Below are 25,654 nucleotides of genomic sequence, written 5' to 3' on the forward strand. Positions count from 1 at the left end.
CTGCTCAGCGGACGTTCGCCGCACCGGCGGATGAGCTTGCACCGGCCGTCCGCCGCCGAGGATCATGGCCCGCATGGACTACTACCTGATCTCCGCCGCGGCGGGGGACCGTACCCCGGTGGGGATTCTGGTGGAGGAGTTCGTCCTCTACGAGGACTACACCGCCGCGGGCATCGACAGCGTCGAGTGGAGCCCGCGGACGGGCGGCTGGTCGGGATCGCCCGGCCGCAGCCGCGCCCTGCGGTCCAATCCCGCGCTGCGGGCCCTGGCCACCGCCGTGAGCAGGGAGACGGCGGCGCGGGAGCTGGCCCGGCTCGGCGGGGGCGCGCTGCCGGAGGAGTTCGAGCTGCACACGATGTTCGAGCACCGCCAGGCTCTGCCCACCGCCGGTCCGCTCAACCTGGGCACGGCGCGGAGCGCGCGCCGCTACCGCATCCTGTTCGCGGGCGAGCTCGGCTCTGAAGGGCTGGCGAAGGCGAGCACGGCCCTGCGGCTGGAGCCGACCGACGACCCGCGGGTGGTCGGCACGGCGCAGGCGAGCGCGGGGGGCCACGGCTTCACCTGGGAGCTGCGCCGCATCGGGGCGGGCATCGCCTGGTGCGTGGACGTGACCGTGCGCCTGGGCACCGGCCCGGCGATCGCGCTCGGGGCGCTGCTGCACCACCATCGGCAGGCGATCCGCGAGCAGGGCCTGATCCCCGTGACGATCGAGCGCTTCGCCTGACCCACCCGGCGAGGCACAAATTCATGGCCCGGTGAGTGTCACACCCGGCCCGCCCAGCACGTCTTGGTTGTAACCAATCAACCGAGTCTGAGGCGGGGTGGCGATGAAGGGCAGCTCACTGGCCAGGGCGCTCGACGATCGCGTCGGTGGGGCCACGTTCATGAAGAAGGCGATGCGGAAGGTGTTCCCTGATCATTGGACCTTCCTGCTGGGCGAGATCGCCCTGTACGCCTTCGTGGTGGTCCTGCTCACGGGTGTTTTCCTGACGTTCTTCTTCAAACCGACGATGCAGGAGGTGATCTACGACGGCACCTACGCGCCGCTGCGCGGCGTCGAGATGAGCCAGGCGTACGCCTCCACGCTGGAGATCTCCTTCGAGGTGCGCGGCGGCCTGCTGATGCGGCAGATGCACCACTGGGCGACGCTGATCTTCCTGGCGGCCATCGTGGCGCACCTGCTGCGCAACTTCTTCACCGGCGCCTTCCGCCGGCCGCGCGACCTGAACTGGCTGATCGGCGTGGCCCTGTTCGGGCTGGTGCTGCTCAACGGGCTGTTCGGCTACTCGCTGCCCGATGACCTGCTGTCGGGCGCCGGGCTGCGCATCTTGCATGGCGTGACGCTGTCGGTGCCGCTGGTGGGCACGTACGTGGCGGCGTTCCTGTTCGGCGGCGAGTTCCCGGGCGAGGACATCATCTCCCGGCTCTTCAGCATCCACGTGCTGCTGATCCCCGCCCTGCTGCTCCTGCTCATCCCGCTGCACGCGGTGGTGCTGACCTGGCGGCAGACGCACACGCAGTTCAGGGCCAAGGGGCTGAGTGACGGGGTGGTGCGCGGGGCGCCGTTCTTCCCCTCGTTCCTGGCCAAGACGACGGTGTTCTTCCTGTGGGTGACCGGGGTGATCACGTTGCTCGCCACGCTCTTCCAGGTCAACCCGATCTGGCTGTACGGGCCGTACCTCCCCAGCACGGTCAGCGCCGGCTCCCAGCCCGACTGGTACATGGGCTTCCTCGAAGGCGCACTGCGGATCATGCCGCCGTGGGAGCTCACCGTCTTCGGATTCACGGTGACCATGAGCGTGCTGATCCCCGCGCTGGGCGCGCCCGGGCTGCTGTTCACCGGGCTGGCGCTCTACCCGTTCCTGGAACGCTGGATCACCCGCGACACCGCCGTGCACCACCTCCTGGACCGGCCCAGGGACGTGCCGGCCCGCGCCGGGCTCGGGTTCGCGGGGATCGTGTACTACGGCGTGCTCTGGCTGGCCGGCGGCAACGACCTGATCGCCTCGAACTTCAACATCTCGCTGAACGCGACGACCTGGATCTTCCGCGTCGCGATCATCGCCGGACCGGTGCTCGGCTACGTGGTCGCCCGGCGGATCGCCCAGGGCCTGCTGGCCCGCGACCGGCACACCGTCGCGCACGGCGTGGAGACCGGAGTGATCGTCCGAGACCCCGGCGGCGGCTTCGCCGAGGTCGAGCGGCCGGTCACGGACGAGGAGAGCGCGGTGCTGGTGCCGCCCGCCCCAGCGCGGGCCCTGCCGCCCGTGGCCGACGGCGACGTCCCGCCGCCGGTCAAGCACCGGGTCCGCGACGCGGCAGCGCGCTCGTGGAGCCGATGAGGTCAGGGGACGGGCACGGCCGGCACCTCGACCGGGCCGGGCAGCGGGTTCAGCACGTCGGCCTGGGACTGCCCGGCCGGTACGAGCACGTCCAGCGCCTTCGGCACCGTGCCGGGATCCACCGAGCACAGCGGCTGCGCGCCGCCGGGCTCGCACACGCCGAACTGGTACGGCTGCGGCGTCGCCGCGAACCCTCTGGCCTGGTCGGCGCTGAAGCCGTCCTGACCGGCGAGCACGACGGCGAACCGCCACCCGGGCCCCGGCGTGCCGAACGTGGCCTTCGGCAGCGCGATCGTGATCGTGCGCGTGCTCCCGGACGCGCGCACGGCGGCCCCGGCCTGCGCCGCGCCCGCAGCTGTCACCCACACCGGGGCCGCGAACCCCTGCGCCTCCACCCGCTGCGACCACGCGTCCTGCGCGGCGATGCGGTAGTTGCGCTGCGGGAAGGCCGCCTCGGCGGAACGCGTGGCCACGGCCGGGTCCTGGACGTAGACGTCGAGTAGCTGGGCGCCGATCTGGTTGCCGAACGTGGGGGTGAGATCGCGGAGCTCGGTCCGCAGGTAGACGGTGGTCGCATCCGTGATCACCTGGAACCTGCGCAGGTCGAACGCCCCGGCGTGGAAGTCGGCGGCCGTCGGGTAGGCGTAGGTGCCCGGCCCGTCGTCGTCGCCCTCGGGGTCGGCGACGTCGAGCACGGTCGTCGCGCCGACGATGTCCCCGATCACCGTCCGCCTGGCGTACGCGGTGCGGCCGCCGGGAGCCGTGGCCGTCACCGTGAGCACGACCTCGCCGAACGACACCGGAGCCGCGGCCGTGAAACGCCCGTCCGCACCGGCACGTACCGAGACGACCTGCGCGGGCGCGCCGGTGTCGATGGGCGCGGCCGCCACGTCCACCCGCGCGCCCGGCGCGGTGACGCCCTCGACGGCGACCGACGTGCCGCTGACCGCGGTGCCGTCCGCGGGCGCGGTCACCGTGAGCGGCGCGGCCTGCGGCAGGCCGCGGTCGGCGTAGCGGCGGCGGACGATGTCCGGCTGCTCGGCGGGCCGGGACGAGCCGAGCGACAGCGCCAGCCGCACCACCTGCGCCTGGGCCCAGGTCAGCGGCGACGCCGAGCCGGCGGCACCGCCGTCGCGCAGGCCGATCGAGGCGGTGGCCGGGTCGGTCCCGTACGGCGAGGCGGCCAGGTCCGGGTTCTCCCACGCCTGCTCGGGGATGAGCCCGGTGCCCGACGCCTGGGCGCGCATGGCGGCCAGCAGCGCGGCCGCCGTGCCGGGAGCCCCGGTCTGCAGCGCCTGCTCGGCCCGCTCGCCCGCCAGGACCGGCCAGATGTGTCCTGAGCCGGTGTTGCCAGTGGGCCACGGCTTGCCCGACGGCGTGCAGGAGGTCGGGTCGGGCTCGTAGCAGTCGCCGTAGCCGTCCTCGGTGCCCGCGGTGTCGGTGCCGTAGCGGTACCAGCCGGGGCCCTTCGCCGTGTCGCGCCTGATCACCCGATCGACGACGGGCAGGCTGGCCAGCACGTCGGGGTCGTCCGCGGGCAGGATGCCGAGGCGGGCCAGCTCCAGGAACCCGGCGTCCACCACCCGCCGCTGGTCCTCGGTCGGGCCGCCGTTGCCCAGGTTGTACGCCTCCGCCGCGTTCGGATCGCCGTTCTTGGACAGGCGCAGGAAGTAGCGGGCGGCGTACGGGCCCGTGGTGGTGACCGTCCATGACTTGATCGAGCGGGCGAAATGGTCGGCCGTGGCCCGATACAGCCTGGCCCGGCCCTGGTCGCCCTGCCCGGCGGCGATCTCACCGGCCGCGACGAGCCCGGCGATCTCGGCCGCGATCGTGGACGGCGAGTAGCCCGACTGCTCCTCCCACCGCTCGACCCCGAACGCCGGTCCGTGCGCCACCAGGAAGTCGGCCGCGGCCCGGACCTTCGGCCACACCCCGGTCAGCCCGGACTGGTAGGCCATGAGCAGCGGATAGGCGGTCTCGTCGAGCTGGTCGCCGCCCGAGTCGGGGGCCAGCTCGCCGTTCAGCAGGGAGTTGCGCGGCAGCCGGCCGTCGGGGAGCTGCTGGCGTTCTAGCAGGAAGCGGGCCGTGGCCCGGGCCGTCGCCACGTCGCCCGCGGTGAGGAACCCGGTGAACGCCTCGTACAGGTCGCGGGCGAACACCTCGCGGTAGGAGCCGAAGTAGAGGGCCTTGCCGCCTGCCAGCTCGCCCGCGCCCACGGCCTGCCCCCATGGGCTGGCCAGCGACGCGACGACCGCTCCTGGGAAGGTCTTGTCCTCGCTGGCCTTGAGCACGTTCGCGGACAGCCGGTAGAAGTCCGCCAGCGCGCCGGGCGGCCTGCGCAGCCCGGCGTCATAGGCCGCCCAGCCCGCCTCGTACCTGGCCCGGGTGCCGTCGAACGAGCGGCCGGCGGCCTCGCCCGCGGTCCGCAGCGCGGCGCTCCTGCTCCGCCCGAACCCGAGCGCGAACGTCACCTCGCCCCGCGCGTCGATCGGCAGCCGGGCGGTGGCGACCACGTTGCCCGCGGGGGCCTCGGTGTAGGGGGTCAGCGCGCGGTCCGCGTCGAGCTGCGCGGCGCCGTCGCTGGGCGTGCCCGCGTAGCCGACGCTCGCCTGCGTCAGCCGCCGCTCCGCGCGCAGCGCCAGGTGGGTGGGCACGGCGTAGTCGCGGGCCGGGGCGGAGGTCTCGGTGTTCTCGTCGGAGATCACCGGCGCGCCGGTCGCGGCGTCCACCACGCCGTCGTCGGCGCCGCCGTTCGGCTGCCCGCCGCCGCCGTTGCCGTTCACGCTCGCGTCCAGCCGCACGTACAGCCGCAGCCCGGCCGGCTGGAGCCGGGTGCGCACCACCACGGCGTCCCGGTCGGGGTCGGTGACGTAGGTGGTGGTCAGCCGGTAGCGGCCGCTCCTGCTGGCGGAGGTGACGGTGCAGGTCAGCCCGGAGCGATCCGTGCTCACCTGGTACGTGGTGTCGCGGGCCTGCAACTCGGTGAACGTCCTGCCGTCGGTCACCACGAACTGCATCGTCTCGACGTTCGTGTTGTCGATCGTGGGCTCGTAGACGTCGGAGAGCAGGCCGCCCGCGACGGTGTACCAGACCTTGGAGGTCCTGCCGGTGGCCGTGCCCACACAGTCCTTGCGCGCCAGCCCGAAGTGGGACGGCGCGCCGGGCTCGCCAGGCGCGGGGGACCTGGCCAGCACCGGATCGATGGGCACGGCGACCAGCGCGGCGGAGACGATCAAGGCAAGGGCGGATCGCCGAATCATGTGCATGCCATGCTCCCCTCCGACCCCCGTTGGCTTGAGAGAAGACCAGCCCCGGCCCGCTGTCAAGCCCGACGCTCCGGGTGCATGCCCGCGCCGGTTCTGGGCAGAAGCCCACCGGATCAATGACACGCGGACTACTGTGAAATTTGCCTATCTTGTCAGGCACGGGAGGCATCAGGGATGCGGAACGGCCGGACCATACTCGTCGGTGCCCTCGGCACGGCGCTGATTCTGACCGCCGGATGCAGCTCGGGAGGCGGCTCCGGCGGCCCGGGTCAGCCGGCACAACAACAGGAGAAGGGGCCGGTCGCCAAGCTGGCGATCACCCCGGCGGACGGCACGAAGAAGGTGGCCCCGGACACGGGCGTGAGCGTCAAGGTCACCGAAGGCAAGGTCACCAAGATGACCGTCGCGGACGCCAAGGGCCGCGAGGTGGCCGGTGGCGTGGCCGCCGACGGCACGTGGCGGCCCAAGTGGCCGTTACGGCCCTCGACCGCGTACACGGTCAGCGCGCAGGCGACGGGCACGGACGGCAAGCAGGTCACGGGCCAGGCCACGTTCACCACGTTGAAGCCGAAACGCGCGCTGGAGAGCGGCATGTCCCCGCTGGACGGCGAGACGGTCGGCGTCGGGATGCCGATCCAGCTGCTGCTGTCGCAGCCGGTCGCCGACAAGGCCGGCCGGGCCGCGATCGAGCGGTCGCTGGTGGTGCGGATGTCCCAGCCGGTCGAGGGCGCGTGGAGCTGGGTGAGCGACCGTGAGGTGCAGTTCAGGCCGCGCGAGCACTGGCCGTCAGGGGAGAAGGTCACGGTCTCGGCCCATCTGGCAGGCGTACGGGCCGGAGCCGGCATGTGGGGCACCAAGGACCGCAGCCTGAGCTTCACCGTCGGCGACGAGCACGTCACCAAGGTGAGCAACGAGACGCACCGGGCGGTCGTGCGGAAGAACGGCGAGGTCGTCAAGACCATCCCGGTCAGCCTGGGCAAGCCGGGCGACGACAGCTACTCCGGCGTCATGATCGCCCAGGAGAAGGCCGCCGACATGGTCATGGACTCGGCCACCATCGGCAAGCCGGGCGAATACCGCATCCGCACCAAGTGGAACGTCCGGATGACCTACAGCGGCACCTTCTTCCACGCCGCCCCCTGGTCGACCGGCGCGCAGGGCAGCCGCAACGTCAGCCACGGCTGCGTGAACGCCAGCCCGGACAACGCCCGCTGGTTCTACGAGTTCACCCAGCGCGGGGACATCATCGAGGTGTCCGGCACCTCCAGGAAGCTGCAGTTCGGCAACGGCCCCACGCCGTGGGCCAAGTCATGGGAGTCGTGGCTGGCGGGCAGCGCGCTCGGCAAGCCGATCAACGGCTGAGCAGCCCCTGGGCTGCTCCGCCATGGCACCATCCGCGCGGGGGAGCGGTCTGCGGACAACGGCGCGCTCCACCGGCAACCCGCGTCATCGCGCGCGAGGTGCGCGGCAACGGGTGCGGCGACGCAGACTGGGAGGACGTCATCGCCGTCCGAGGAAGGCGTTGTGGTAACGGGTGCCTACTGACGGATCCGGCCGGTGGTCGAGCCGGCTTCCCGCGGTCGCGCTGTGGTTGCTGGTGTGGCTGCTGAACGTCTACGAGTTCCTGGTGGCCTTCTAACCGCTCGCCCCCGGCACCACCAGGCCGGACTCGTAGGCGAGGACCACGAGCTGGGCCCGGTCCCGTACGCCCAGCTTGGTCATCGACCTGCTCACGTGGGTCTTGGCGGTGGCGCCGCTGATCACCAGGTGCGCGGCGATCTCGTCGTTGGACATGCCCCTGGCGACGAGAGCCACGATCTCGCGCTCGCGGTCGGTCAGTCGTTCGAGCCCGTGGGCGGCGACGGGGCGGGGCGGGGTGCTGACGTACTCCTCGATCAGGCGGCGGGTCACCGACGGCGACAGGAGCGCGTCGCCGCGGGCGGCCACCCGCACCGACTGCAGCAGGTCGCCCGGCTCGATGTCCTTGAGCAGGAAGCCGCTGGCCCCGGCCCTGAGTGCGGCGAAGACGTACTCGTCGAGCGCGTAGTTGGTGAGGATGACCACGCGGACGCCGTCCAGCTCGCGGGCCGCCCCGATCCTGCGGGTGGCCTGGATGCCGTCGAGCAGCGGCATCCGCACGTCGAGCAGCGCCACGTCCGGCAGCAGCCGCCTGGCCAGCTCCACCGCCTCCACGCCGTTGCCGGCCTCGCCGACCACGGTGATGTCGTCGGTGAGCTCCAGCAGGGCCTTGAAGCCGGCGCGGATCAGCGGCTGGTCGTCGGCCAGCACGACCCTGATCACGCGGCGCTCCCCGCCGGGGACGCTGGAGGTCAGGCCGGTCTCCTCGCCGGGGACGCTTGAGGTCGCGCCGGTCTCCTCGCCGGGGGCGTCCGGGATCATGCCGGGACCTGGACGGGCAGCTCGGCGCGGACCGCGAAGCCGCCGCTGTCGTGCGGGCCCGCGGTGAGCGAGCCGCCGATGGCGACCGCGCGTTCGCGCATGCCGATCAACCCCATTCCCGGCCCGGCCGTCCCGGCCTCGCCGTCGTTCTCCACCAGCAACACGACCTTCGCCGGATCGTACGCGACCGTCACCGTGACCGCCGCGGCGCCCGCGTGCCGCAGCACGTTGGTGAGGGCCTCCTGCGCGATGCGGTACGCGGCCCGGTCCACCTCCGGCGGCAGCGCGTACGGCGTACCGGAGACCTGGTGCGCCACCCGCAGCCCAGCACCCTCGGCCCTGGACACCAGGCTCGGCAGCCTGGACAGCCCGGCCCCCTCCTGATCGCTCTGGCGCAGCACGCCGAGCGTGGCCCGCAGCTCGTTCATCGCCTCGTGCCCCGACTCCTTGATCGCGGACAGCGCCGCCCTGGCCCGCGCGGGATCGCGCTCGAACAGCTCCATGGCCACCGCGACCTGGACGTTGACCACCGAGATGCTATGGGTGAGCGAGTCGTGCAGCTCCTGCGCGATCCACAGCCGCTCCTCGCCCGCGCGCCGCAGCGCCGCCTCCTCGCGGGTGCGCTCGGCCTCCTCCGCCCGCTGCTCCATGGCCCTCAGGTACGCCCGCCCGTTCCTGGTCACCTCGCCGATCACCACCATGGCCACCAGCCACCCGCTCAGCAACGCCATCCAGCTACCGGCGACGGGGTCGCTGGCCGACAGCGCCATGATCCCGTACACCGTCACGGCCAGCATCACCGACAGCCCGATCGCGGCCTTGCGGCGGCCGAGCACGGCGAGCGTGTAGACCGAGGCCAGGGCGGGCGCGGTGGCGAACACCCCCGGATAGCCGATCGCGTAGTAGACGATCCCGCAGGCCGCCGCCACCAGGCCCGCCGGCAGCGGCGCCGAGCGGCGGAAGACGAGCGACAGCGAGGAGATCGTGATCAGGGTCAGCCCCACCGGATCGAGCGGCCGCTCCAGGGGGCCGGTCCACGACAGGTTCGCGTACGTGCCCGCCGTGATCGCCATCAGGGCGGCCACCGCGATCAGCGCGTCCATTCTCCGGCTGTGCATGTCTCACAAGGTAGGCGACCCGTCCTCACCGGGCGTCATCCCCCTGGCGTACGTTCGCCGCCCCCGGCGGGCCGGCGTACGACCCCGGGAGTACGCCCGGTTGTCCTCCCTGGCGGGACGCCCGGCCGGGGCGGCGCGCTGAAACATGGCACGCATGATCTCATCGACTTCCGCGCCGCCCGGCTGGATCGTCTGGTCCCTGCGGGTGCTGGCGACCGCGCACCTGGCCGGGGTGCTCGGGCAGGCCGCGCTGGCCGGGCTTTTCGTCACCGGTGACGTGGACCTGCTGGAGTGGCACAGGAACAACGCCGGGTTCACGCATGTCCTGCTCTACCTGCAGCTCGTGGCCGCGATCCTGCTGTGGCGGCCGGTCAGGGGGCCGGGCTGGCCGGCGCTGGCCGGTCTCGGGCTCGTGGCGGCGGAGACGGCGCAGGTGGGGCTGGGACAGGCCAGGATGATCGCGCTGCACTTCCCGCTCGGCATGACGATCTTCGGCCTGTCCGCCGTCTTCACCGTCTGGACCTGGCGCTCGCTGCGGACGGCCGCGGCATGAGCGCGTTCTCCCGGCGGGGGTTCCTGGGCGTGCTGGGCGGGGCGGCGCTGGCGGCGGCCGGGTGCCGGGCGTTCGCCGAGACCTCGGGCCAACTGCTCACCAGCAGGGCGCCGCTGCCCCGGCCGTTCACCGTGCCGCTGCCGATTCCCCGGGTCGCCCGCCGGACGGCTCCAGGGCGCTACGAGGTGACGCAGCGGCCGGCGAAGATCGCGATCATCCCCGGCCTGGCCACCGAGGTGTGGGGATATGACGGAACCTTCCCCGGGCCCACGTTCGACCTGCGGCGCGGCGAGGCCACCACGATCAGCGTGCGCAACGAGCTGTCCGTGCCCACCTCCACCCACCTGCACGGCGGCGTCAACCCGCCGGACTCCGACGGCTACCCGACCGACCTCGTGGTCCCCGCCGGGCACGCACACGAGCACGGCGGTCATGCGGCCGTGCTCCACCAGGGGGCCAAGGACTACCACTATCCGCTGGAGCAGCGGGCGGCCACGCTCTGGTACCACGACCACCGGATGGACTTCACCGCGCCGCAGGTGTGGCGGGGGCTGGCCGGGTTCGCGCTGGTGCGGGACGCGGAGGAGGACGCGCTGCCGCTGCCCGGCGGCGAGCGGGAGCTGCCCTTGATGATCTGCGACCGGGCGTTCGAGGAGGATGGCTCCTTCCGCTACCCGGCTCACCATGACTCCGACTACATGGAGGGCGTCGAAGGTGACGTGATCCTGGTCAACGGCGCCCCCTGGCCGGTGGCCGAGGTCAGCGCCACCCGTCACCGGCTGCGCCTGCTGAACGCCTCGAACGCCCGCAGGTATCGCCTCCGGCTCACGCCCGGCGGCCACTTCGTCCAGGTCGGCAGCGACGCGGGGCTGCTGGCCGCGCCCATCGCGCACGACGAGATCACGATCGCGCCGGGGGAGCGGTTCGACGTGGTGGTCGACTTCTCCGCCTACCGGGTGGGCAGCACCGTCACGCTGGTCAACACCCTGGCCGGCGGCCCGGCGGGGAGCGTCATGCGGTTCGTGGTCGCCCGCAGGGCCAGGGACGACAGCGCGGTCCCGCGTGTCCTGTCCCGGCCGCCGGAGCGTACGCGGGCGGTGGCCACCCGCACGTTCGACTTCCGCAGGTCGGAGAGTGCCTGGACGATCAACGGGCAGCCGTACCGGCCCGGGGTCCCGCTGGCCCGCCCGCGGCTGGGCACGTCCGAGATCTGGCGGCTGACCAGCGACTTCCACCACCCCGTGCACCTCCATCTGGCCCACTTCCAGGTGCTCGCGCGCAACGGCAGGGCGCCGGCCGCCACCGACGGAGGCTGGAAGGACACCGTGGACGTGCGCCCGTACGAGGTCGTGGACGTGCTCGCGCGCTTCGACGGCTACCGGGGGCGGTACATGATGCACTGCCACAACCTGGAGCACGAGGACATGGCGATGATGGCCGACTTCGACGTGGTCTAACCGGTCGGGCCGGCGCAGGGCACCAGGCCGGGGACGGGATGCGCGGCCTGGACGTGCCGCTCCGAGACGTAGCCCCAGCCGCCGCCGACCTTCTCCTCGTCGGCGGCCGTGCGGTACCAGTGCTCGCCGTCCCGCTCGGTCACGCAGAAGAGGATGTTGACCGCTTGGCGGAGCAGCCCGGTCCTGATGCTCGTCGCACTCGGCTCGGCGTAGACAGGCGCTCGTACGTTCTGGCACGCGAAGCCGGTCTCCCACGTCACGCCGAGTCCTCGATCCACGGCCGGCCCCTTGATGAACTCGGCGGCAGCGGCCGGCCTGCAGGCGGCCTGCGGCCGATCCTGAAGCACGAGCAGCAGGCCGGCGGTCACGGCCACGGCGACCACGGACGCGACGCCCGCGGGGAGTGCCGCGCGGCCCCATCGCGACGAGCCCACCAGCAGCACGGACGCGTGGATGGCGAGCAGCAGCGCGAGCGCGCCCCAGGCCCACGGGTCGTCCGTGTCGCTGGAGGCGAGGTTGATGACCACGCCGGTCACGGCGGGCAGGAGCACGCTCGCCGCGAGCGTCGCCGCCCGGCCCTGCGGCGGCTTCGGCTCCCGCGTCCCCGCGCCGAGCACCCGGTCCCACGCCGCCCGCCACTCCGCCTGCTCCTGCGCGATCTTCTCCTCGGAGCAGCCGCGCAGGAGCAGGCAGGCCCGCACGATCAGCTCGGCGGCGCGGCGGTCCGGCACGGCGTGGCGGCGCTCGCCCAGCACCTCGTGGATCGCCTGGGCGGTGAGATCCGGCACCGCCGCCGCCAGCTCGGCGTCGTCCCGCGCTCCCGCCCAGATCCGCAGCGTGCGCAGGCTCGCGACATATCCGTCCCAGGTCAGGGTGTCGTCCGGCCGGGGCGGGAAGAGGAGCGCGCCGTCCTGTGTCACTGGTCACCGCCGCCGTGTCATCGTCGCTCAGTGTGATGCTTCGATTACATCAAGCCGCAGCCCTCCGCCGCCACCGGAATATCCAGCTCGATCATCGGAGGTGTAGTGGCGTCGAGCAGGCAGAGAACGCTGTCTCACTCCCTGGCAGGTCCATCATGAGAGACTTTCATCGGATGACATACGCCCCTCATCTGATGGAGCTAGGAGCAGGCATGCAGATCGTACGGTTCACGAGCCCCCTGACCGATGCGGACGCGGTCGGGATCGACGACGGCGAGCAGGTGGTGGAGCTGTCCGGGATCACCACCGTGGGCGAGCTGCTGCGGCTGTCGTCGGACGAGCTGCGCGAGCGGTGCGCGGCGGCGGACGGACCGGCGCACCCCTCCGCGTCGGTGCGGCGGCTGGCGCCGGTGGACGGGCTGATGGAGGTGTGGGCGGCGGGCGTGACCTACCGGCGCTCGCGCGAGGCGCGCGTGCTGGAGAGCGAGCGGGCCGCCGACGTGTACGAGCTGGTCTACGACGCCGAACGGCCCGAGCTGTTCTTCAAGTCGGTGGCGTGGAAGGTCTCGGGCGACGGCGGGCGCATCTCCGTGCGCGCGGACTCGGGGATCGACGTGCCGGAGCCGGAGCTCGGCCTGGTGCTGAACTCCGCCGGGGAGATCGTCGGCTACACCGTGGTGGACGACGTGAGCTCGCGCACCATCGAAGGGGTCAACCCGCTGTACCTGCCGCAGGCCAAGATCTATCTGGGCGCGTGCGCGGTGGGCCCGGCGATCAGGCCCGCGTGGGAGGTCGCCGACCCCTACGCCCTCGACATCACCCTGACCATCGCCAGGGCGGGGGAGACGGTCTGGGACGGCAAGGCGTCCACCTCGCAGCTCAACCGGCGCCTGGACGACCTGGCGGGCTACCTCTACCGCGCCGACTCCTTCCCGGACGGCGCGGTGCTGTCCACGGGCACGTGCCTGGTCCCCGATCTGCCGTTCACCCTTCAGGACGGCGACACGGTCGCGATCGGCATCGCGGAGCTCGGCACGCTGACGACGACCGTGGTCAAGGGCCTGGACGCGATGCGCTGACCCGGGATCGTGCGGAAAGGCCGGTCGCCCCGGACCCTGGGGCGACCGGCCAGGTCACGGCCTCACGAGACCGAGGCGAGCCGCGCCGGGCGTCACCACGGCGCGGGCGCAGGGGGCGCGACGACCGGCGGGCGGTCGTCACAGGTGATGGTGTTGGGCAGCTCCCACGGCGCGAGCCAGGGCCCGGTGGTGCCGCCCCCGTCGTTGCCGCCGAGGTCCGTGAGCGAGAACTCGGACCCGGTGGACGGGAACCCGAACGCCCCGCAGTTGTTGACGCCGACCGCGCCGACGTTGCGCGCGTCCACGTTCTCGAACGTCGCCGACCCCTTCACCCGGGCGCTGACCACCGAGGTGCCGGTGCCGTCCACCCTGGTGTCCTTGAAGTGCACGTTCGTGATCGAGTACAGGTCCTTCACCGACCACTCGCTCACCAGCATGATCGCGTTGTAGGTGTTGTCGAGGAAGTGGTTGCCGGTCGCCTGGACGTCGGCGTCGATGCTCTTCTCCAGCGCGTAGAACCAGATGGCGCCGAGCCCGATGTTCCAGTTCAGCTCGTACGTGCCGGACCGCGCCGTGGTGTTGCCCTCGATCCGCAGCCGCCCGGCGAAGGCCTCCGCGCCGAAGCGGGAGCCGACCTGGATGGCGCTGCCCTCCCTGACGGGGTCGGCGACGAGGTTGTTCGAGATCGTGTTGTCGGTGCCGCCGTAGACGGCGATGCCGTTGGCCAGCACGGGTGACTGCACGGTGTTGTGGTCGAACGTGTTCCCGGTGTTGGCCGTCTTCTCCGACCACATGGCGAGGGCGTCGTCGCCGGAGTTGCGGATGAAGTTGTTCGCGGCGACCGAGCCGGTCACGCCGGTGTGGAAGTTGATCGCGTCGGCGATCTGGTCGACGATGACGTTGTTCGTGAGCTTGAGGTTCGTCATCGGGCCGTCGAACCACATGCCCGCCTTGGTGTGGCGGAGGTGCAGGCCGTCGATGGTCGAGTCGCTCATCGCGCCGCCGATGCCGTTCACCTGGTCGGTGTCGATCCGCTCGCGTACGTCGCCCTCGATCGCGAACCCGGACAGGTGCACGTTCCTGCTGCCGCCGTCGGCCGCGTCCTTGCCGTAGAAGCCGACGCCGGTGTGCACGGAGCCGTCGGGCGCCGGCGGGTCGAGCGCGACCTCGCGGCCCTTGATGATCGTGTACCAGCTCCCCGCGCCGGTGATCGTCACGTCGTCCACGACGATGTGCCGGTTCACCTGGTACGTCCCCGGCGGCACGTACACCTTGAGCCTCTTGCGCTGGGCGAAGGCGATCGCCTTGTCGAACGCCCCGGCCGAGTCGCGCCGCCCGAACGGGTCCGCGCCGAACGCCAGCACATTGGCCGCCACGAGCTCGACCCGCGGCGGGCCGGCGAGCTGCGTGTCGAGCAGGTCGACGACCGTCCACGCGGCGCCGCCGCGCGCCGGGGCCGTCAGGCGTACCTTGTCGCCCGCCCGGTACGTGCGGCCGAGCAGCAGGCGCTGCTCGTCGTAGAAGTGGCTCGGCCGGAACGGCTTGGCGATCTCCGGCGCGGGCGTCGTGGCGCTGGGCACGCACGAGCACTCGGTGATCCACCAGTCGGGGTGCAGCAGGTCGGCGGCCGGGTCGTTGGAGAACGGGTACTGGTTGTACAGCCACGAGTACTGCGACGTCAGCGTCATGGTCGTCCGGCTCCGGCCGTTGACCGTGACGTCGAGCGGCGCGGTGATCCCGCCGCCGCCGGGCGCGTCGGGGATGCTGTAGCGCACGGTGATCGCGTTGGCCGCGCTCGGCAGCGCGAACTCCACGTGCTGCCCGGGGGCCAGCTTGACCGCCCTGCGCCCCGACGCCTCCGCGGGCAGCGTGTACGCGGTACGGCCGGGGCCGATGACCGTGCCGTTCGTGACGGCGTTCTCCGCCTCCTGCTCCGCGAAGTCCACGGCGGCCCCGCGGCCCGCGACGAGCGCCGGACCGAGGGCGGCCCGTGTCACGACGGGCCCCGCACCGGTGGCGGCCGCCGCGCCCGTGCCGGTGAGCGCGATGCTGAGGGTCAATGCGGCCGTCGTCAGAGCCGCCAGGGCTCGGGCAGGGGTGGGTGGCATCCGGTGCTCGTTTCTCCTTGGGGGGTGAGGCGACATTAGGTCCCCCGCACACCGTTCCACAAGGACCTGTGAAGGACTTTCGCTCTCTTGCTCACAACCTGCGGATCCCACTCAAATTCTTGCGCTCAACTACGCAAACGGCTTGCGGATCCTTGCGTGGTCAGCTCGCGGCGACCAGGGACAGGGGCAGGTCGCCGCAGGGGTGCACGGTGAAGCCCGCCTCGCCCCTGAACACCGAGCCGCCGATCCACTTGGCCGTGTTCGAGGCCACGACCCGGCCGGCCGCGCTGATCACGAACGCGGGCACGGGGATGCCGCGCAGCACCGGCCCGGACGCCTGCTCGAAGCGCCGCACGAAGACGTCGGCCGCCGCCACCCCGATGAACGCGCCGCCCGCCGTGACCGGGACCGACAGGGTCAGGCTGTACTCGTCGGTGCACAGGTAGTCCACGTACGGCCCGCAGATCGTCCGCTCGGCGCCTTGCCGCGGCCCGGCGTACCAGTCCCAGTGCGTGTAGTCGTAGAACGCGCTGCTGGCCGGGTCGAGATCGCGCAGGAGCTGCACCGGCGCGCCCGCCGGGTCGTCCTGCCACCACTCCAGATACCAGGGCGCGTCAATCAGCAGCCCCGGTGCGGCGATGAACCCGACGCCCGCGACGAGCCCGCCGAGGTGGCCGAACAGCGCGGGCCGCAGCGCCGTCAGGTCCGCCTTGGTGAGGGACGTCCCGGCCAGGGCGGCGGTGCGGTCGCGGACGTCGTCGAGCACGGCGAACACGCCCTCCACGGTCTCGCGAAGACGCGCGACCGCCCCCATGACGGGAGCGGTGCCGGGCGCTGTGACGGCAGTGCCGGGCGTCGCGGGCTGGGGCATCGTCCACCTCCGTGCCTGTGGTCGTGCTCGCCACGACCGGCGCGCCCCGGGCCCCGGCCAGGTCAGGCGTCCGCCAGCCCCAGCCGCAGCTCGATCAGCCGTTCGATCGCATCGAGCACATGCCGTTCGGCCAGGTCACGAGCCTGGCCGGGGTCACCGCGGCGGATGGCCTCGGCGATGGCGCGATGCTGAGCCGTGGCCTCATCGTGCCTGCCCGGCTCACCGTAAGGAAGCCACAGCAACGGCCCGATGTCAGCCTGTAACCGGATCTCCTCCTGAGTGAGTCGCGCCGACTGCGACGCGGCGGCGATCTCGACGTGGAAGCGGCCGTCCAGCCGGCGCATCGCGGCCGTGGAGTCGGCGCGCGCCATGTCGTCCAGCGAGCGCCACAGCGGCGCGACGTCCCCCGGCAGCGCGCGCTGCGCCGCCAGCCGCGCGGCGGCGCCCGCGATGGCCGCGTAGTGGTCGCCCAGGTCGCGCAGCTCGTCCACGGCGAACGCGCGCAGCCGCGCGCCGATCTCGGGCGGCTCGCGCGGCGTGCGGACGAAGCTGCCGCCGCCGCGTCCGCGCCGCGTCTCGACCAGCCCCTGCTGGCGCAGCGCCATGAGCGCCTCCCGCAGCGTGACCGTGGAGACGCCCAGCAGCGCGGCCAGCTCGGCCTCGCTGGGCAGCTGCTCGCCGTCGGCCAGCAGCCCCAGGGCGATGGCGTCGGCGAGCCGGCGGACGACGGCGTCCACCCGTCCCGCGCCCCCGACGGGTGCGAACACGGCCAGGTGGGAGCCACGCGCCGCCATCGTCCCCACCTCTCCCGCCGTTAACGACATTGCTACAGGACCCACTCTTGTGGTGAAACATTTGAAATCATATGTTTTCGGTTATGTCGGAGCAGCAGATGGCTGTCGGGTTACGCGGGCTGCGTAAGGACTTCGGGCCTGTCACGGCCGTCGACGGCATCGACCTGGAGGTCCGCGACGGCGAGTTCTTCGCCATGCTGGGCCCCTCCGGCTCGGGCAAGACCACGGTGCTGCGCATGATCGCCGGGTTCGAGACCCCCACGGCGGGCACCGTCGAGCTGGGCGGCAGGGACGTGACCCGGCTGGCCCCCTTCGAGCGCGACGTCAACACCGTCTTCCAGGACTACGCGCTGTTCCCGCACATGAACGTGCTCGCCAACGTCGAATACGGCCTGCGCGTGAAGCGGGTCCCCAGGGCAGGACGGCGGGAGCGGGCCCTGGCCGCGCTGCGCTCGGTGCGGCTGGAGGGCTTCGAGAGCAGGCGCCCCGGCGCGCTCTCCGGCGGCCAGCGGCAGCGCGTCGCGCTCGCCCGCGCCCTGGTCAACCGCCCGCGCGTGCTGCTGCTCGACGAGCCGCTCGGCGCGCTCGACCTCAAGCTGCGCGAGGAGATGCAGGTCGAGCTGAAGGAGCTGCAGCGCGAGGTCGGCATCACGTTCCTGTTCGTCACGCACGACCAGGAGGAGGCGCTGACGATGAGCGACCGCGTGGCGGTGTTCGACCGGGGCAGGATCGAGCAGGTCGGCACGCCCGCCGAGGTCTACGAGCGGCCCGCGACCGCGTTCGTGGCCGGCTTCGTGGGCACCTCGAACCTCATCTCCGGCGCCGCCGCGGAGAAGGTGCTCGGCAGGACGGGCACGTTCAGCGTCCGGCCGGAGAAGCTGCGCGTCGTGCTCGGCGAGTCCGCGCCCGCCGGGCCGGACGAGCACGCCGCCGCCGGCACGGTCGCGGAGGTCGTGTACGCGGGCGCCGCCACCAGGTTCGTCGTCGATCTCGACGCCGGCGGGCGGCTGATCGCGCTCCAGCAGAACCTCCAGGTCTCGTCCATGGACGTGATGGGCCTGCGCGGCGCCAAGGTCCGGCTCGTGTGGCAGCGGCGGCACGAGTTCGCGATCACCTAGCCGGCTCGGACGGCACGACTTTGCGATCAGGAGATCAGGAGGAGGAAGGACATGCGACCGACCGGATCAGCGATCACTCTGGCGGCCCTCTTACTCGTCACCGCCTGCGGCGGCGGCCCCGCCCCCGGCGGCGCGTCCCCCGCGCCGGGCCAGACCGGCTTCGTCCCGCCCAAGATCGACGCACTCCAGAGCGTCGGCACGGGGGAGGGCGAGGTCAACCTCGTGGCCTGGGCCGGCTACGTGGAGGACGGCAGCACGGACCCGAAGGTCGACTGGGTCACCCCGTTCGAGCAGGCCACCGGCTGCCAGGTGAACACCAAGATCGCGGGAACCTCCGACGAGATGGTCACCCTCATGCGGACCGGCGAGTACGACGCGGTCTCCGCCTCGGGCGACGCCTCGCTGCGCCTGATCGCGGCGGGCACGGTCGCGCCGGTCAACACCAGCCTGATCCCCAACTACACCGACGTGTTCGACGGCCTGAAGACCAAGCCGTGGAACTCCGTGAACGGCGTCGCGTACGGCGTCCCCCACGGCCGCGGCGCCAACCTGCTGATGTGGCGCACCGACACCGTCAAGCCCGCCCCCGACTCGTGGAGCGTGGTGTTCGACCCGGCCTCGCCGTACAAGGGCAAGGTGACGGCCTACGACTCGCCGATCTACATCGCCGACGCCGCCGTCTACCTGATGGCGACCAAGCCGGACCTCGGCATCAAGAACCCGTACGCGCTGGACGACAAGCAGTTCCAGGCCGCCGTGGACCTGCTCAAGCAGCAGAAGCAGGTCATCGGCGAGTACTGGTCCGACTACACCAAGGAGATCCAGGCGTTCAAGAGCGGCGACTCCGTCGTCGGCACCACCTGGCAGGTCATCGTCAACGTGGCCAAGAGCGAGAAGGCCCCGGTGGAGGCCGTGCTGCCGAAGGAGGGCGCGACCGGCTGGTCGGACACCTGGATGGTGGCCGCCAAGGCCGCGCACCCGAACTGCGCCTACAAGTGGCTCGACCACATCATCTCCCCGAAGGCCAACGCCCAGGTGGCGGAGTACTTCGGCGAGGCGCCCGCGAACGCCAAGTCGTGCGAGGAGACCGCCGACGCCAGGCACTGCGACACGTTCCACGCCACCGACGAGGCGTACTTCTCCAAGGTCCACTACTGGACCACGCCGATCGCCCAGTGTCTCGACGGCCGTGCCGGCGTGACGTGCAAGGACTACTCCGAGTGGACGCGGGCCTGGACGGAGATCAAGGGGTGAGAAGGGCGCTGGCCGCCTTCCTGGACCGCAGGTCCGGGGTCCGGCTGTCGCTGCTGCTGTCGGCGCCGCTGGCCTGGCTGGGGGTCGCGTACCTCGGGGCGCTGGCGGCGCTGTTCCTGACCGCGTTCTACGGCGTCGACACCTTCACCGGCGAGCTGGTCAGGACGTTCACCTGGGCCAACTTCCAGGACCTCGTCACCACCGAGGTCTACAGGACGATCGCGCTGCGCTCGCTCGGCGTGGCGCTCGCGGTGACGGTGATCGACCTGGCGCTGGCCTTCCCGATGGCGTTCGCGATGGCCAAGCTGGCCTCGCCGCGCGCCCAGCGCTGGCTGGTGATCGCGGTGCTGACGCCGTTGTGGGCGTCGTACCTGGTCAAGGCGTACGCGTGGCGGGTCATGCTGTCGTCGGGCGGGCTGCTCGGGTGGGGGTTCGGGGTGACGGCGACGATCCTGACGCTGGCCTACCTGTGGCTGCCCTACATGATCCTGCCGATCTACGCCGGGCTCGAACGGCTGCCGGACTCCCTGCTGGAGGCGGCGGGCGATCTCGGGGCGCGGGCCTGGCGGGTGTTCAGGACGGTCGTGTGGCCGCTGACGTTCCCCGCGGTGGTGGCGGGGTCGATCTTCACGTTCTCGCTGTCGCTGGGCGACTACATCGCCGTCAAGATCGTCGGCGGGCGCAGCCAGCTCATCGGGAACGTCGTCTACGACAACATCGGGGCGGCCAACAACCTGCCCTTCGCGGCGGCCGTGGCCACCGTGCCCGTCCTGATCATGCTGGTCTACCTGGCGGCGGTGCGCCGTACCGGGGCTTTGGAGAGCCTGTGAACCTCTCGCGGACCGCCCGGCTGCTCTTCCGCCTCGCCCTGGTGGCGGGGCTGGGCGTGATCTACGTGCCGCTGCTCGTCGTGCTGCTCAACTCCTTCAACGCCGACCGCACCTTCGCCTGGCCGCCGTCGGGCCTGACGCTGCGCTGGTGGGCGGTGGCGTGGAACTCGACCGGGGTGCGCGACGCGCTGTGGACCTCGGTGCAGGCCGGGCTCGGGGCGACGGCGATCGCGCTGGTGCTGGGCACGATGGCGGCCTTCGCCGTGCAGCGCTACCGCTTCTTCGGGCGCGACACGGTGTCCCTGGTGATCATCCTGCCCATCGCGCTGCCCGGCATCGTGACCGGGATCGCGCTGAACAACGCCTTCCGCACCGTGCTGGAGCCGTTCGGGGTGGGGCTCGGGCTGTTCACCGTGGTGGTCGGGCACGCCACGTTCTGCGTGGTGACCGTCTACAACAACGTGCTGGCGCGGCTGCGGCGCATGGGCGGCGCGCTGGAGGAGGCGTCGGCGGACCTCGGGGCGGACCCGTTCACGACGTTCCGGCTGGTGACGTTCCCGGTGATGCGCTCGGCGCTGCTGGCGGGCGGGCTGCTGGCGTTCGCGCTGTCGTTCGACGAGATCATCGTGACGACCTTCACGGCAGGGGCCGGCGTGCGGACCCTGCCGATCTGGATCTTCGAGAACCTCTTCAGGCCCAACCAGGCGCCGGTGGTCAACGTGGTGGCCGCCGCGCTGATCGTGGCCTCCGTGGTGCCCATCTACCTGGCCCAGCGCCTGTCATCCGACGTGGGGACCCACTGAGCTCAGTCCTTGTACGTCCGTACGTAGTCGAACTCGGCGACCGCGCCCGCCCGGTTCATCGAGAACAGCCCGATCTTGAGCTTGTCCTTCGCGGGCAGCGTCCACACGCCGTTCCGGACCCAGTGGGACCCGTCCCTGCTGGTCGCCGCCCGCACCTCGGTCTCGTCGTTCGCGGCGTCATGGTGGTAGGACAGCCGCAGCCACATCGTCTCCGCCGCCGGTCCGCCGAACATCGGCGCGTTGAACACCGCCGTCGGCGGCGTGGTCGTCGGCCGCTCGCCCTCCTTGCCGAACTCGCTCATCTGCAGCACGGCCCCGTTGCCCCTGGACAGCGGGAGCGCCGAGTGCGCCATCTTGAAGTAGCGGTCGTCGTTCTCGTACAGCAGGATGCCGGCCTGCTGGCTGGCCTGCGTCGGCGCGAACTTCAGCTTGGCCTCCACCGTGTAGTCGCCGTCCGGCGCGTCCCGGAGCAGCACCGAGGCGGTGTTGGTGGTCTGGAAGAGCTCGGCGTTCTGGGTCGGCCAGGACAGGGCGCCGCCGGACACGGAGACTCCGGCCGCCGGACCGCGCACCCACTGCCAGGGCGAGCCGACCGAGGTGCCGTCGAACTCGTCGCCGTAGGCGGGCAGCAGCTCGCCCGGCGCCGGCTCGGGGACCCGCTCGGCGACCGGCGTGTAGAGCCTGGCCGCGCCCACGTTGTCGGCGTCGGCCGTGCCGCGCGCGATCGCCCCGGCCGAGCCCGGCCTGGCCGCCGCCCGGGGAAGGGCGCGGCTCTGCTCGGCGATCGGGTCGCCGAGCTGGTCACTGCTCACCTGGACGGTCAGCTCGGTGCCGCGCAGCTCGGCCACCACGGTGTGCCAGGCGCCGAAGTCGAACCCGGACGGCAGCGCCGTCACCTTCTCGCCACGGCTCCTGCCGCCGATCAGCACGTCGGTGACCAGGGCGCCGCGGCTCTCGTCCAGCCGGGCCACCACGTTGTTGTTCCGGTTGACGTGGGCCAGGGTCAGTCCGGCCGTGCCGTCGGTCACCCGCAGGTCCGCCTGCGCCCGCACGTTCGCCCCCGGGGTCTTCTTCGCCGAGACCAGGTAGGCGGTGGTGTTCCCGGTGTGGCTCGCGTACCCGCGGGCGTCCTGGTCGTTCTTGAGCGACCAGCCGCGCTCGGGCCGCCAGCCGGTGAGCGAGCCCCCGTTGAACGTGCCACCGGCGTCGAAGGCCGCGACCGGGGCGGGCTGCGCGCCTTCCGACGGGCCGGCTCCGGCGCGGACCACCGGCCAGCCGTCGATCCAGTCCAGCCGGTCGATCAGCAGCGGGCGCTTGCTCAGGCCCGCCAGCCGCCCGCCGCCGATCGGCGGGAAGTCCGGGTCGGCGGTGGAGATGGCGTGGTAGACGAGCCAGTCCTGGCCGGACAGGTCGGTCTGGAAGGCGCTGTGTCCCGGACCGGCCCAGCGGTTGCCGTTCGCGCCGGCGACGATGGCCCCCTTGCTGGTCAGGTCCATCAGGTCCACGCCCTCGTCGTCCGTGAACGGGCCGAACGGGCTGGTGGCGCGGCCGGCCTTGACCTGGTAGCCGCTGTAGGAGCCCTGGCAGCAACCCGCGTCGGAGTAGAACAGGTAGTAGAAGCCGTCGTGGCGGACGACGTACGCGCCCTCCATCCTGCGGCCCCTGGCGACCTGCGTGGCCGTGCCCTCCATGCGGGTGGCGTCGGCGTTCATCCGCGCCACGCAGATGACGTCGTAGCTGCCCCAGTACATGTAGTGGGCGCCGCCGACGTCGGTGAACTGGGCCTGGTCGATGTGCCCCGTGGGGCAGCCGGCCTGGGTCGCGGCCGGGAGCACGTCGCCCGCGTCCGTCCACGGCCCGGTCGGGGTCGGCGCGGTCGCCAGGCCGAGGTCGCCGCCGTTGGGGGAGACCGAGTAGTAGAGGTGGTACCTGCCGTTGACGTACCTGATGTCCGGCGCCCACAGCCGGGCCGCGTTGTGCCAGGCGGGCTGGGTCTGCGGGGCGAAGACCTCGCCCGCGTACTCCCAGTGCGTCAGGTCCGCCGAGCGCAGGATGGGCAGGATGCGCTCGCCGTCCTCGCCCGTGCTGTTGAAGACCGGGTTCTGGGTGCCGTAGGCGTACCAGAGCCCGTCCTTGCCGCGGATCATCGTGGGGTCGGGGAAGGTGTCCACCACGCCCGCCGACACCGGGTTCGCGTACGTCGGCGCGGTGGCAGCCGCGGTGGCCTGCGCGGGGCCGGTGAGCAGGCCGGACAGTAAGGCCGTGAGCCCGAGGAGGATCTTCATCCGGGCGTGCCCTCCTTCTCGAAAGCGCTCAGGGTGGGGTCGTAGTCGGAGGCGCCGATGTCGTACATCGGGGTCATCCAGTGGTAGAAGTTGTCGCCGCGCTCGCGCAGCAGGTCGTACAGCCTGCGCATCAGGCGGCGGCGCACGGGGGCCAGCTCCGGATGGGGGTAGCGGTTGCTCAGCTCGTGCGGGTCGGCGTGCAGGTCGTACAGCTCGTTGACGGACTCCGGGTTGACGACCAGCTTGTAGCGGTCGTCGCGGATCATCCGCTGCGGGTAGGGGAAGTGGTGGCCGTGGAACTCGGCCAGCAGCTCGCCTGGCCACTCCGGGTGCTCGCCGCGGACGAGGGGCACGAGGCTGCGGCTGTCCACCGCGGGCTTGGTGTCGCAGCCGGCCAGCTCCAGGATCGTCGCCGTGCAGTCCGTGAGCGTCACGAACTCGTTCCTGACCTGCGGCTGCGCGCCAGGAATGCGGACGATGCCGGGGATGCGGTAGATGTCCTCGTACATCGCGGGGCCCTTGTCGTGCAGCCGGTGCGCCCCGGTGAACTCGCCGTGGTCGGCGGTGAAGAACACCGAGGTCTCATCGGTCAGGCCCAGCTCGTCCAGCCGGTCGAGGATCCGCCCGATCTGCTGGTCGATCAGCGTGACGTAGCCCCAGTAGACCGCGATCAGCTTGCGGGTGACCTCGATCGGGATCGTGTCGAACGTCCAGTGGTCGCTGTAGTTGCGCTGCACCGGCGGCTTGCCCTCGAACGTCTCCGCGATCGACGGCGGCAGCTCGACCAGGTCCGGGTCGTACATGTCGAAGTACTCGTCGGGCAGCAGGTACGGCAGGTGCGGCCCGAAGAAGTGCGTGGCCAGGAAGAACGGCCGGCCGTCGGCCGCGTACCGCTCCAGGTGCTCGATCGCCCTGGTCGCCAGGTAGTGCTCGAACGTGGCCTCGACCGGCTGGTGCAGCCGCGCGGCGAGCAGGTTGCCCGGGTTGCCGTTCGGCGTGGTGCCGCGTACCAGGTCGGAGATCCGGTACGGCGGCAGCCCGCGCTCCGCCAGGTAGGCCAGGTAGTCGGGATGATCGACCGGGTTGTGCCAGCCGGGCAGGTCGGGGCCGTCGAAGCCGTAGGAGGCGGCGTTGCGGCTGGTCCCGCCGTGCCACTTGCCGATCAGCCCGAGCTGGTAGTCGCGCTCCCGCAGCGCGCTGGGAAAGGTGAACGCGTCCTCTCGCAGGTCCTCCAGGTAGCCGACGTTGCGCTCATAGTTCGCCAGCAGCCGATGCCTGAACGGAGCCTGCCCGGTGAGCAGGCTGGCCCGCGCGGGCGTGCAGATGGCCGTCGGCGTGTAGAACCGATCGAACCGCGTGCCCGTGGCGGCCAGCCTGTCCAGGTTGGGCGTGGCCACGTGCGGGTTGCCGTAGCAGCCCAGGGTGTCGACGCGGTGCTGGTCGGTCATGAGGAAGAGCAGGTTCACTTGGCCGCGGCCTTCGTGTAGAGGTCGCCGGTGTAGTACGTGGCCGGATCGGGCCGCGACTTGAGCTGGCCGGTGCCGACGAAGAAGTCACCGAGGCTGTTCAGCCACTTGGCGACCGTCCCGTCCTTCGTCTTGGCGACCAGGTCGGCGGTGGTCATCGTCTGGACGTTCGCCGCGTCGGCCTTGACCTTGGCCGCGTCCAGCTTGAGCAGCGCGGCCGCCTCGGTGATCGCCTCATCGGGGTGCGCGGCCCGCCAGTCGTTCGCCTCCTGCAGCACCTTGATCACCTTCTCGGTGAGCGCCTGGTCCGTCTGCGGGCCCGACACGAAGGCGGTCGGGAACGAGTTGTCCGGGAACTCCTTGGTGCTGGCCACCTCGACCGTGCCGGGCACCTTCTGCTTGATGGTGTCGATCAGCGGATACCAGATGCCGGCGCCGTCGATCTGTCCCGCCGCGAACGCCGACACGACGGTGGCCGGGTCCATCGGCACCTTCTGGATGTCCTTGGCCGTCATGCCGGCCTTCTTGAGTGCCAGGTTGAGCACCATGTCGCCGGACGTGCCCTCGGGGACGCCGACCTTCTTGCCCTTGAGGTCCTGCATCGTGTTGACGCCCGGCCTGCCGATGACGCGGTCGGCGTACGCGAGCGTGTTGATCGCGACGACCTTGGCCTTGCCGGTGGCGGGCAGCCACATGGCGCCGGGGCCGATGTAGCCGAAGTCGAGGTCGCCCGCGCCGAGCGCCTGGATCTGCAGCGGGCCGTTGGTGAAGACCTTGATGTCCGGCGTGAGGCCCTGCTTGTCCCACAGGCCCTGCTTGCCGGCGATCGCGAGCAGGCTCGCGCCGTTGAAGTCGCTGATGTAGCCGAACCTGACCGTGTTGCCGTCGTCGGAGCAGGCCGTCACGGAGAGTGCTATCAGGCTCACCGCCGAGGCGGCCGTCAGGGCGCGACGAAGAGAAAGCATGGCGGATCAGTCCTTTCTGGGAGGT

At 71.8% G+C, this 25,654-nt stretch carries 20 protein-coding genes; 10 read left to right on the plus strand and 10 right to left on the minus strand.

Translation table 11 applies throughout. The annotated features are described in order from the left end of the window. Positions 1–73: 73 nt before the first annotated feature. Positions 74–724 carry a hypothetical protein gene (locus ABEA43_RS05435; RefSeq protein ID WP_345559301.1) on the plus strand — a complete coding sequence of 217 codons (651 nt, stop codon included), beginning with the start codon at positions 74–76 and terminating at the stop codon, positions 722–724. Positions 725–827: 103 nt separating this feature from the next. After that, positions 828–2,342, plus strand: coding sequence for a cytochrome bc1 complex cytochrome b subunit (gene qcrB, locus ABEA43_RS05440; protein WP_345559303.1), 1,515 nt, complete (start codon positions 828–830; stop codon positions 2,340–2,342). A 2-nt stretch (positions 2,343–2,344) separates the two neighbouring features. On the opposite strand, the gene ABEA43_RS05445 is transcribed toward qcrB, so the two are convergent. Then, a complete protein-coding gene (locus ABEA43_RS05445; RefSeq protein ID WP_345559304.1) occupies positions 2,345–5,608 on the minus strand; it encodes a glucodextranase DOMON-like domain-containing protein in 3,264 nt (1,087 codons plus the stop codon). Positions 5,609–5,782: 174 nt separating this feature from the next. Between ABEA43_RS05445 and ABEA43_RS05450 the strand changes: the two genes are divergently transcribed. Continuing rightward, positions 5,783–6,970, plus strand: a complete 1,188-nt coding sequence (locus ABEA43_RS05450; RefSeq protein ID WP_345559307.1) for a L,D-transpeptidase — start codon at positions 5,783–5,785, stop codon at positions 6,968–6,970. 273 nt (positions 6,971–7,243) lie between these two features. Here ABEA43_RS05450 and ABEA43_RS05455 read toward each other — a convergent pair whose 3' ends face one another. Both ABEA43_RS05455 and ABEA43_RS05460 read right to left on the minus strand, forming a co-directional pair. After that, positions 7,244–7,909: a response regulator gene (locus tag ABEA43_RS05455; protein WP_345559847.1), complete on the minus strand. Its 666-nt coding sequence runs from the start codon at positions 7,907–7,909 to the stop codon at positions 7,244–7,246. 95 nt (positions 7,910–8,004) lie between these two features. Beyond that, entirely contained in the window at positions 8,005–9,126 is a 1,122-nt protein-coding gene (locus ABEA43_RS05460) for a sensor histidine kinase (RefSeq protein ID WP_345559309.1), read from the minus strand. A 154-nt stretch (positions 9,127–9,280) separates the two neighbouring features. On the opposite strand from ABEA43_RS05460, the gene ABEA43_RS05465 reads away from it, so the two are divergent. Both ABEA43_RS05465 and ABEA43_RS05470 read left to right on the plus strand, forming a co-directional pair. Next, positions 9,281–9,679 (plus strand): hypothetical protein, encoded by a 399-nt coding sequence (locus ABEA43_RS05465; RefSeq protein WP_345559311.1) that lies wholly within the window; start codon positions 9,281–9,283, stop codon positions 9,677–9,679. Beyond that, complete coding sequence (locus tag ABEA43_RS05470) at positions 9,676–11,136, plus strand: multicopper oxidase family protein (protein ID WP_345559313.1); 1,461 nt, start codon at positions 9,676–9,678, stop codon at positions 11,134–11,136. Before ABEA43_RS05465 ends, ABEA43_RS05470 begins: the two co-directional genes overlap by 4 nt. On the opposite strand, the gene ABEA43_RS05475 is transcribed toward ABEA43_RS05470, so the two are convergent. Then, the gene (locus ABEA43_RS05475; RefSeq protein WP_345559315.1) at positions 11,133–12,056 is read right to left on the minus strand and encodes a hypothetical protein; all 924 of its coding nucleotides are present in this window, start codon (positions 12,054–12,056) and stop codon (positions 11,133–11,135) included. The two genes, ABEA43_RS05470 and ABEA43_RS05475, sit on opposite strands and share 4 nt — an antisense overlap. A 212-nt stretch (positions 12,057–12,268) precedes the next feature. Here ABEA43_RS05475 and ABEA43_RS05480 point away from each other — a divergent pair, with 212 nt between their 5' ends. Continuing rightward, positions 12,269–13,135, plus strand: a complete 867-nt coding sequence (locus ABEA43_RS05480; RefSeq protein WP_345559316.1) for a fumarylacetoacetate hydrolase family protein — start codon at positions 12,269–12,271, stop codon at positions 13,133–13,135. Positions 13,136–13,227: 92 nt separating this feature from the next. On the opposite strand, the gene ABEA43_RS05485 is transcribed toward ABEA43_RS05480, so the two are convergent. From ABEA43_RS05485 to ABEA43_RS05495, 3 genes are all read right to left on the minus strand, one after another. Next, positions 13,228–15,243, minus strand: coding sequence for a glycosyl hydrolase family 28-related protein (locus ABEA43_RS05485; protein ID WP_345559318.1), 2,016 nt, complete (start codon positions 15,241–15,243; stop codon positions 13,228–13,230). A 160-nt stretch (positions 15,244–15,403) separates the two neighbouring features. Next, entirely contained in the window at positions 15,404–16,114 is a 711-nt protein-coding gene (locus ABEA43_RS05490; protein ID WP_345559320.1) for a cache domain-containing protein, read from the minus strand. A gap of 62 nt (positions 16,115–16,176) precedes the next feature. Further along, entirely contained in the window at positions 16,177–16,908 is a 732-nt protein-coding gene (locus ABEA43_RS05495; RefSeq protein WP_345559322.1) for a FadR/GntR family transcriptional regulator, read from the minus strand. Positions 16,909–16,991: 83 nt separating this feature from the next. Here ABEA43_RS05495 and ABEA43_RS05500 point away from each other — a divergent pair, with 83 nt between their 5' ends. From ABEA43_RS05500 to ABEA43_RS05515, 4 genes are read left to right on the plus strand one after another with little or no spacing between them, the layout of a single operon-like run. Further along, complete coding sequence (locus ABEA43_RS05500) at positions 16,992–18,026, plus strand: ABC transporter ATP-binding protein (RefSeq protein ID WP_345559323.1); 1,035 nt, start codon at positions 16,992–16,994, stop codon at positions 18,024–18,026. A 51-nt stretch (positions 18,027–18,077) separates the two neighbouring features. Next, the gene (locus ABEA43_RS05505) at positions 18,078–19,280 is read left to right on the plus strand and encodes an ABC transporter substrate-binding protein (protein WP_345559325.1); all 1,203 of its coding nucleotides are present in this window, start codon (positions 18,078–18,080) and stop codon (positions 19,278–19,280) included. After that, positions 19,277–20,110: an ABC transporter permease gene (locus ABEA43_RS05510; protein WP_345559326.1), complete on the plus strand. Its 834-nt coding sequence runs from the start codon at positions 19,277–19,279 to the stop codon at positions 20,108–20,110. The genes ABEA43_RS05505 and ABEA43_RS05510 overlap by 4 nt, the downstream gene beginning before the upstream one ends. After that, positions 20,107–20,913: an ABC transporter permease gene (locus tag ABEA43_RS05515; protein WP_345559328.1), complete on the plus strand. Its 807-nt coding sequence runs from the start codon at positions 20,107–20,109 to the stop codon at positions 20,911–20,913. Before ABEA43_RS05510 ends, ABEA43_RS05515 begins: the two co-directional genes overlap by 4 nt. A 2-nt stretch (positions 20,914–20,915) precedes the next feature. On the opposite strand, the gene ABEA43_RS05520 is transcribed toward ABEA43_RS05515, so the two are convergent. Genes ABEA43_RS05520 through ABEA43_RS05530 form a run of 3 tightly spaced genes read right to left on the minus strand, consistent with a single transcriptional unit; the run spans position 20,916 to position 25,629 of the window. Next, positions 20,916–23,198: a glycoside hydrolase family 43 protein gene (locus ABEA43_RS05520; protein ID WP_345559329.1), complete on the minus strand. Its 2,283-nt coding sequence runs from the start codon at positions 23,196–23,198 to the stop codon at positions 20,916–20,918. After that, complete coding sequence (locus ABEA43_RS05525) at positions 23,195–24,664, minus strand: sulfatase family protein (protein ID WP_345559331.1); 1,470 nt, start codon at positions 24,662–24,664, stop codon at positions 23,195–23,197. Before ABEA43_RS05525 ends, ABEA43_RS05520 begins: the two co-directional genes overlap by 4 nt. After that, entirely contained in the window at positions 24,661–25,629 is a 969-nt protein-coding gene (locus ABEA43_RS05530) for an aliphatic sulfonate ABC transporter substrate-binding protein (RefSeq protein ID WP_345559333.1), read from the minus strand. Before ABEA43_RS05530 ends, ABEA43_RS05525 begins: the two co-directional genes overlap by 4 nt. Positions 25,630–25,654 lie beyond the last annotated feature (25 nt).

The organism is Nonomuraea rosea (assembly GCF_039539705.1).
In the GTDB taxonomy this organism is placed as follows: Bacteria; Actinomycetota; Actinomycetes; order Streptosporangiales; family Streptosporangiaceae; genus Nonomuraea; species Nonomuraea rosea.

What these genes read in the sequence shown, in the direction of transcription:
- ABEA43_RS05480 (WP_345559316.1), top strand. Translation starts at nt 12,269, where the DNA reads ATGCAGATCGTACGGTTCACGAGCCCCCTGACCGATGCGGACGCGGTC.
- ABEA43_RS05505 (WP_345559325.1), top strand. Translation starts at nt 18,078, where the DNA reads ATGCGACCGACCGGATCAGCGATCACTCTGGCGGCCCTCTTACTCGTC.
- ABEA43_RS05520 (WP_345559329.1), bottom strand. Translation starts at nt 23,198, where the DNA reads ATGAAGATCCTCCTCGGGCTCACGGCCTTACTGTCCGGCCTGCTCACC.
- ABEA43_RS05500 (WP_345559323.1), top strand. Translation starts at nt 16,992, where the DNA reads ATGTCGGAGCAGCAGATGGCTGTCGGGTTACGCGGGCTGCGTAAGGAC.
- ABEA43_RS05530 (WP_345559333.1), bottom strand. Translation starts at nt 25,629, where the DNA reads ATGCTTTCTCTTCGTCGCGCCCTGACGGCCGCCTCGGCGGTGAGCCTG.
- ABEA43_RS05465 (WP_345559311.1), top strand. Translation starts at nt 9,281, where the DNA reads ATGATCTCATCGACTTCCGCGCCGCCCGGCTGGATCGTCTGGTCCCTG.
- ABEA43_RS05460 (WP_345559309.1), bottom strand. Translation starts at nt 9,126, where the DNA reads ATGCACAGCCGGAGAATGGACGCGCTGATCGCGGTGGCCGCCCTGATG.
- ABEA43_RS05470 (WP_345559313.1), top strand. Translation starts at nt 9,676, where the DNA reads ATGAGCGCGTTCTCCCGGCGGGGGTTCCTGGGCGTGCTGGGCGGGGCG.
- ABEA43_RS05445 (WP_345559304.1), bottom strand. Translation starts at nt 5,608, where the DNA reads ATGCACATGATTCGGCGATCCGCCCTTGCCTTGATCGTCTCCGCCGCG.
- ABEA43_RS05485 (WP_345559318.1), bottom strand. Translation starts at nt 15,243, where the DNA reads ATGCCACCCACCCCTGCCCGAGCCCTGGCGGCTCTGACGACGGCCGCA.
- qcrB (WP_345559303.1), top strand. Translation starts at nt 828, where the DNA reads ATGAAGGGCAGCTCACTGGCCAGGGCGCTCGACGATCGCGTCGGTGGG.
- ABEA43_RS05435 (WP_345559301.1), top strand. Translation starts at nt 74, where the DNA reads ATGGACTACTACCTGATCTCCGCCGCGGCGGGGGACCGTACCCCGGTG.
- ABEA43_RS05495 (WP_345559322.1), bottom strand. Translation starts at nt 16,908, where the DNA reads ATGGCGGCGCGTGGCTCCCACCTGGCCGTGTTCGCACCCGTCGGGGGC.
- ABEA43_RS05490 (WP_345559320.1), bottom strand. Translation starts at nt 16,114, where the DNA reads ATGCCCCAGCCCGCGACGCCCGGCACTGCCGTCACAGCGCCCGGCACC.
- ABEA43_RS05450 (WP_345559307.1), top strand. Translation starts at nt 5,783, where the DNA reads ATGCGGAACGGCCGGACCATACTCGTCGGTGCCCTCGGCACGGCGCTG.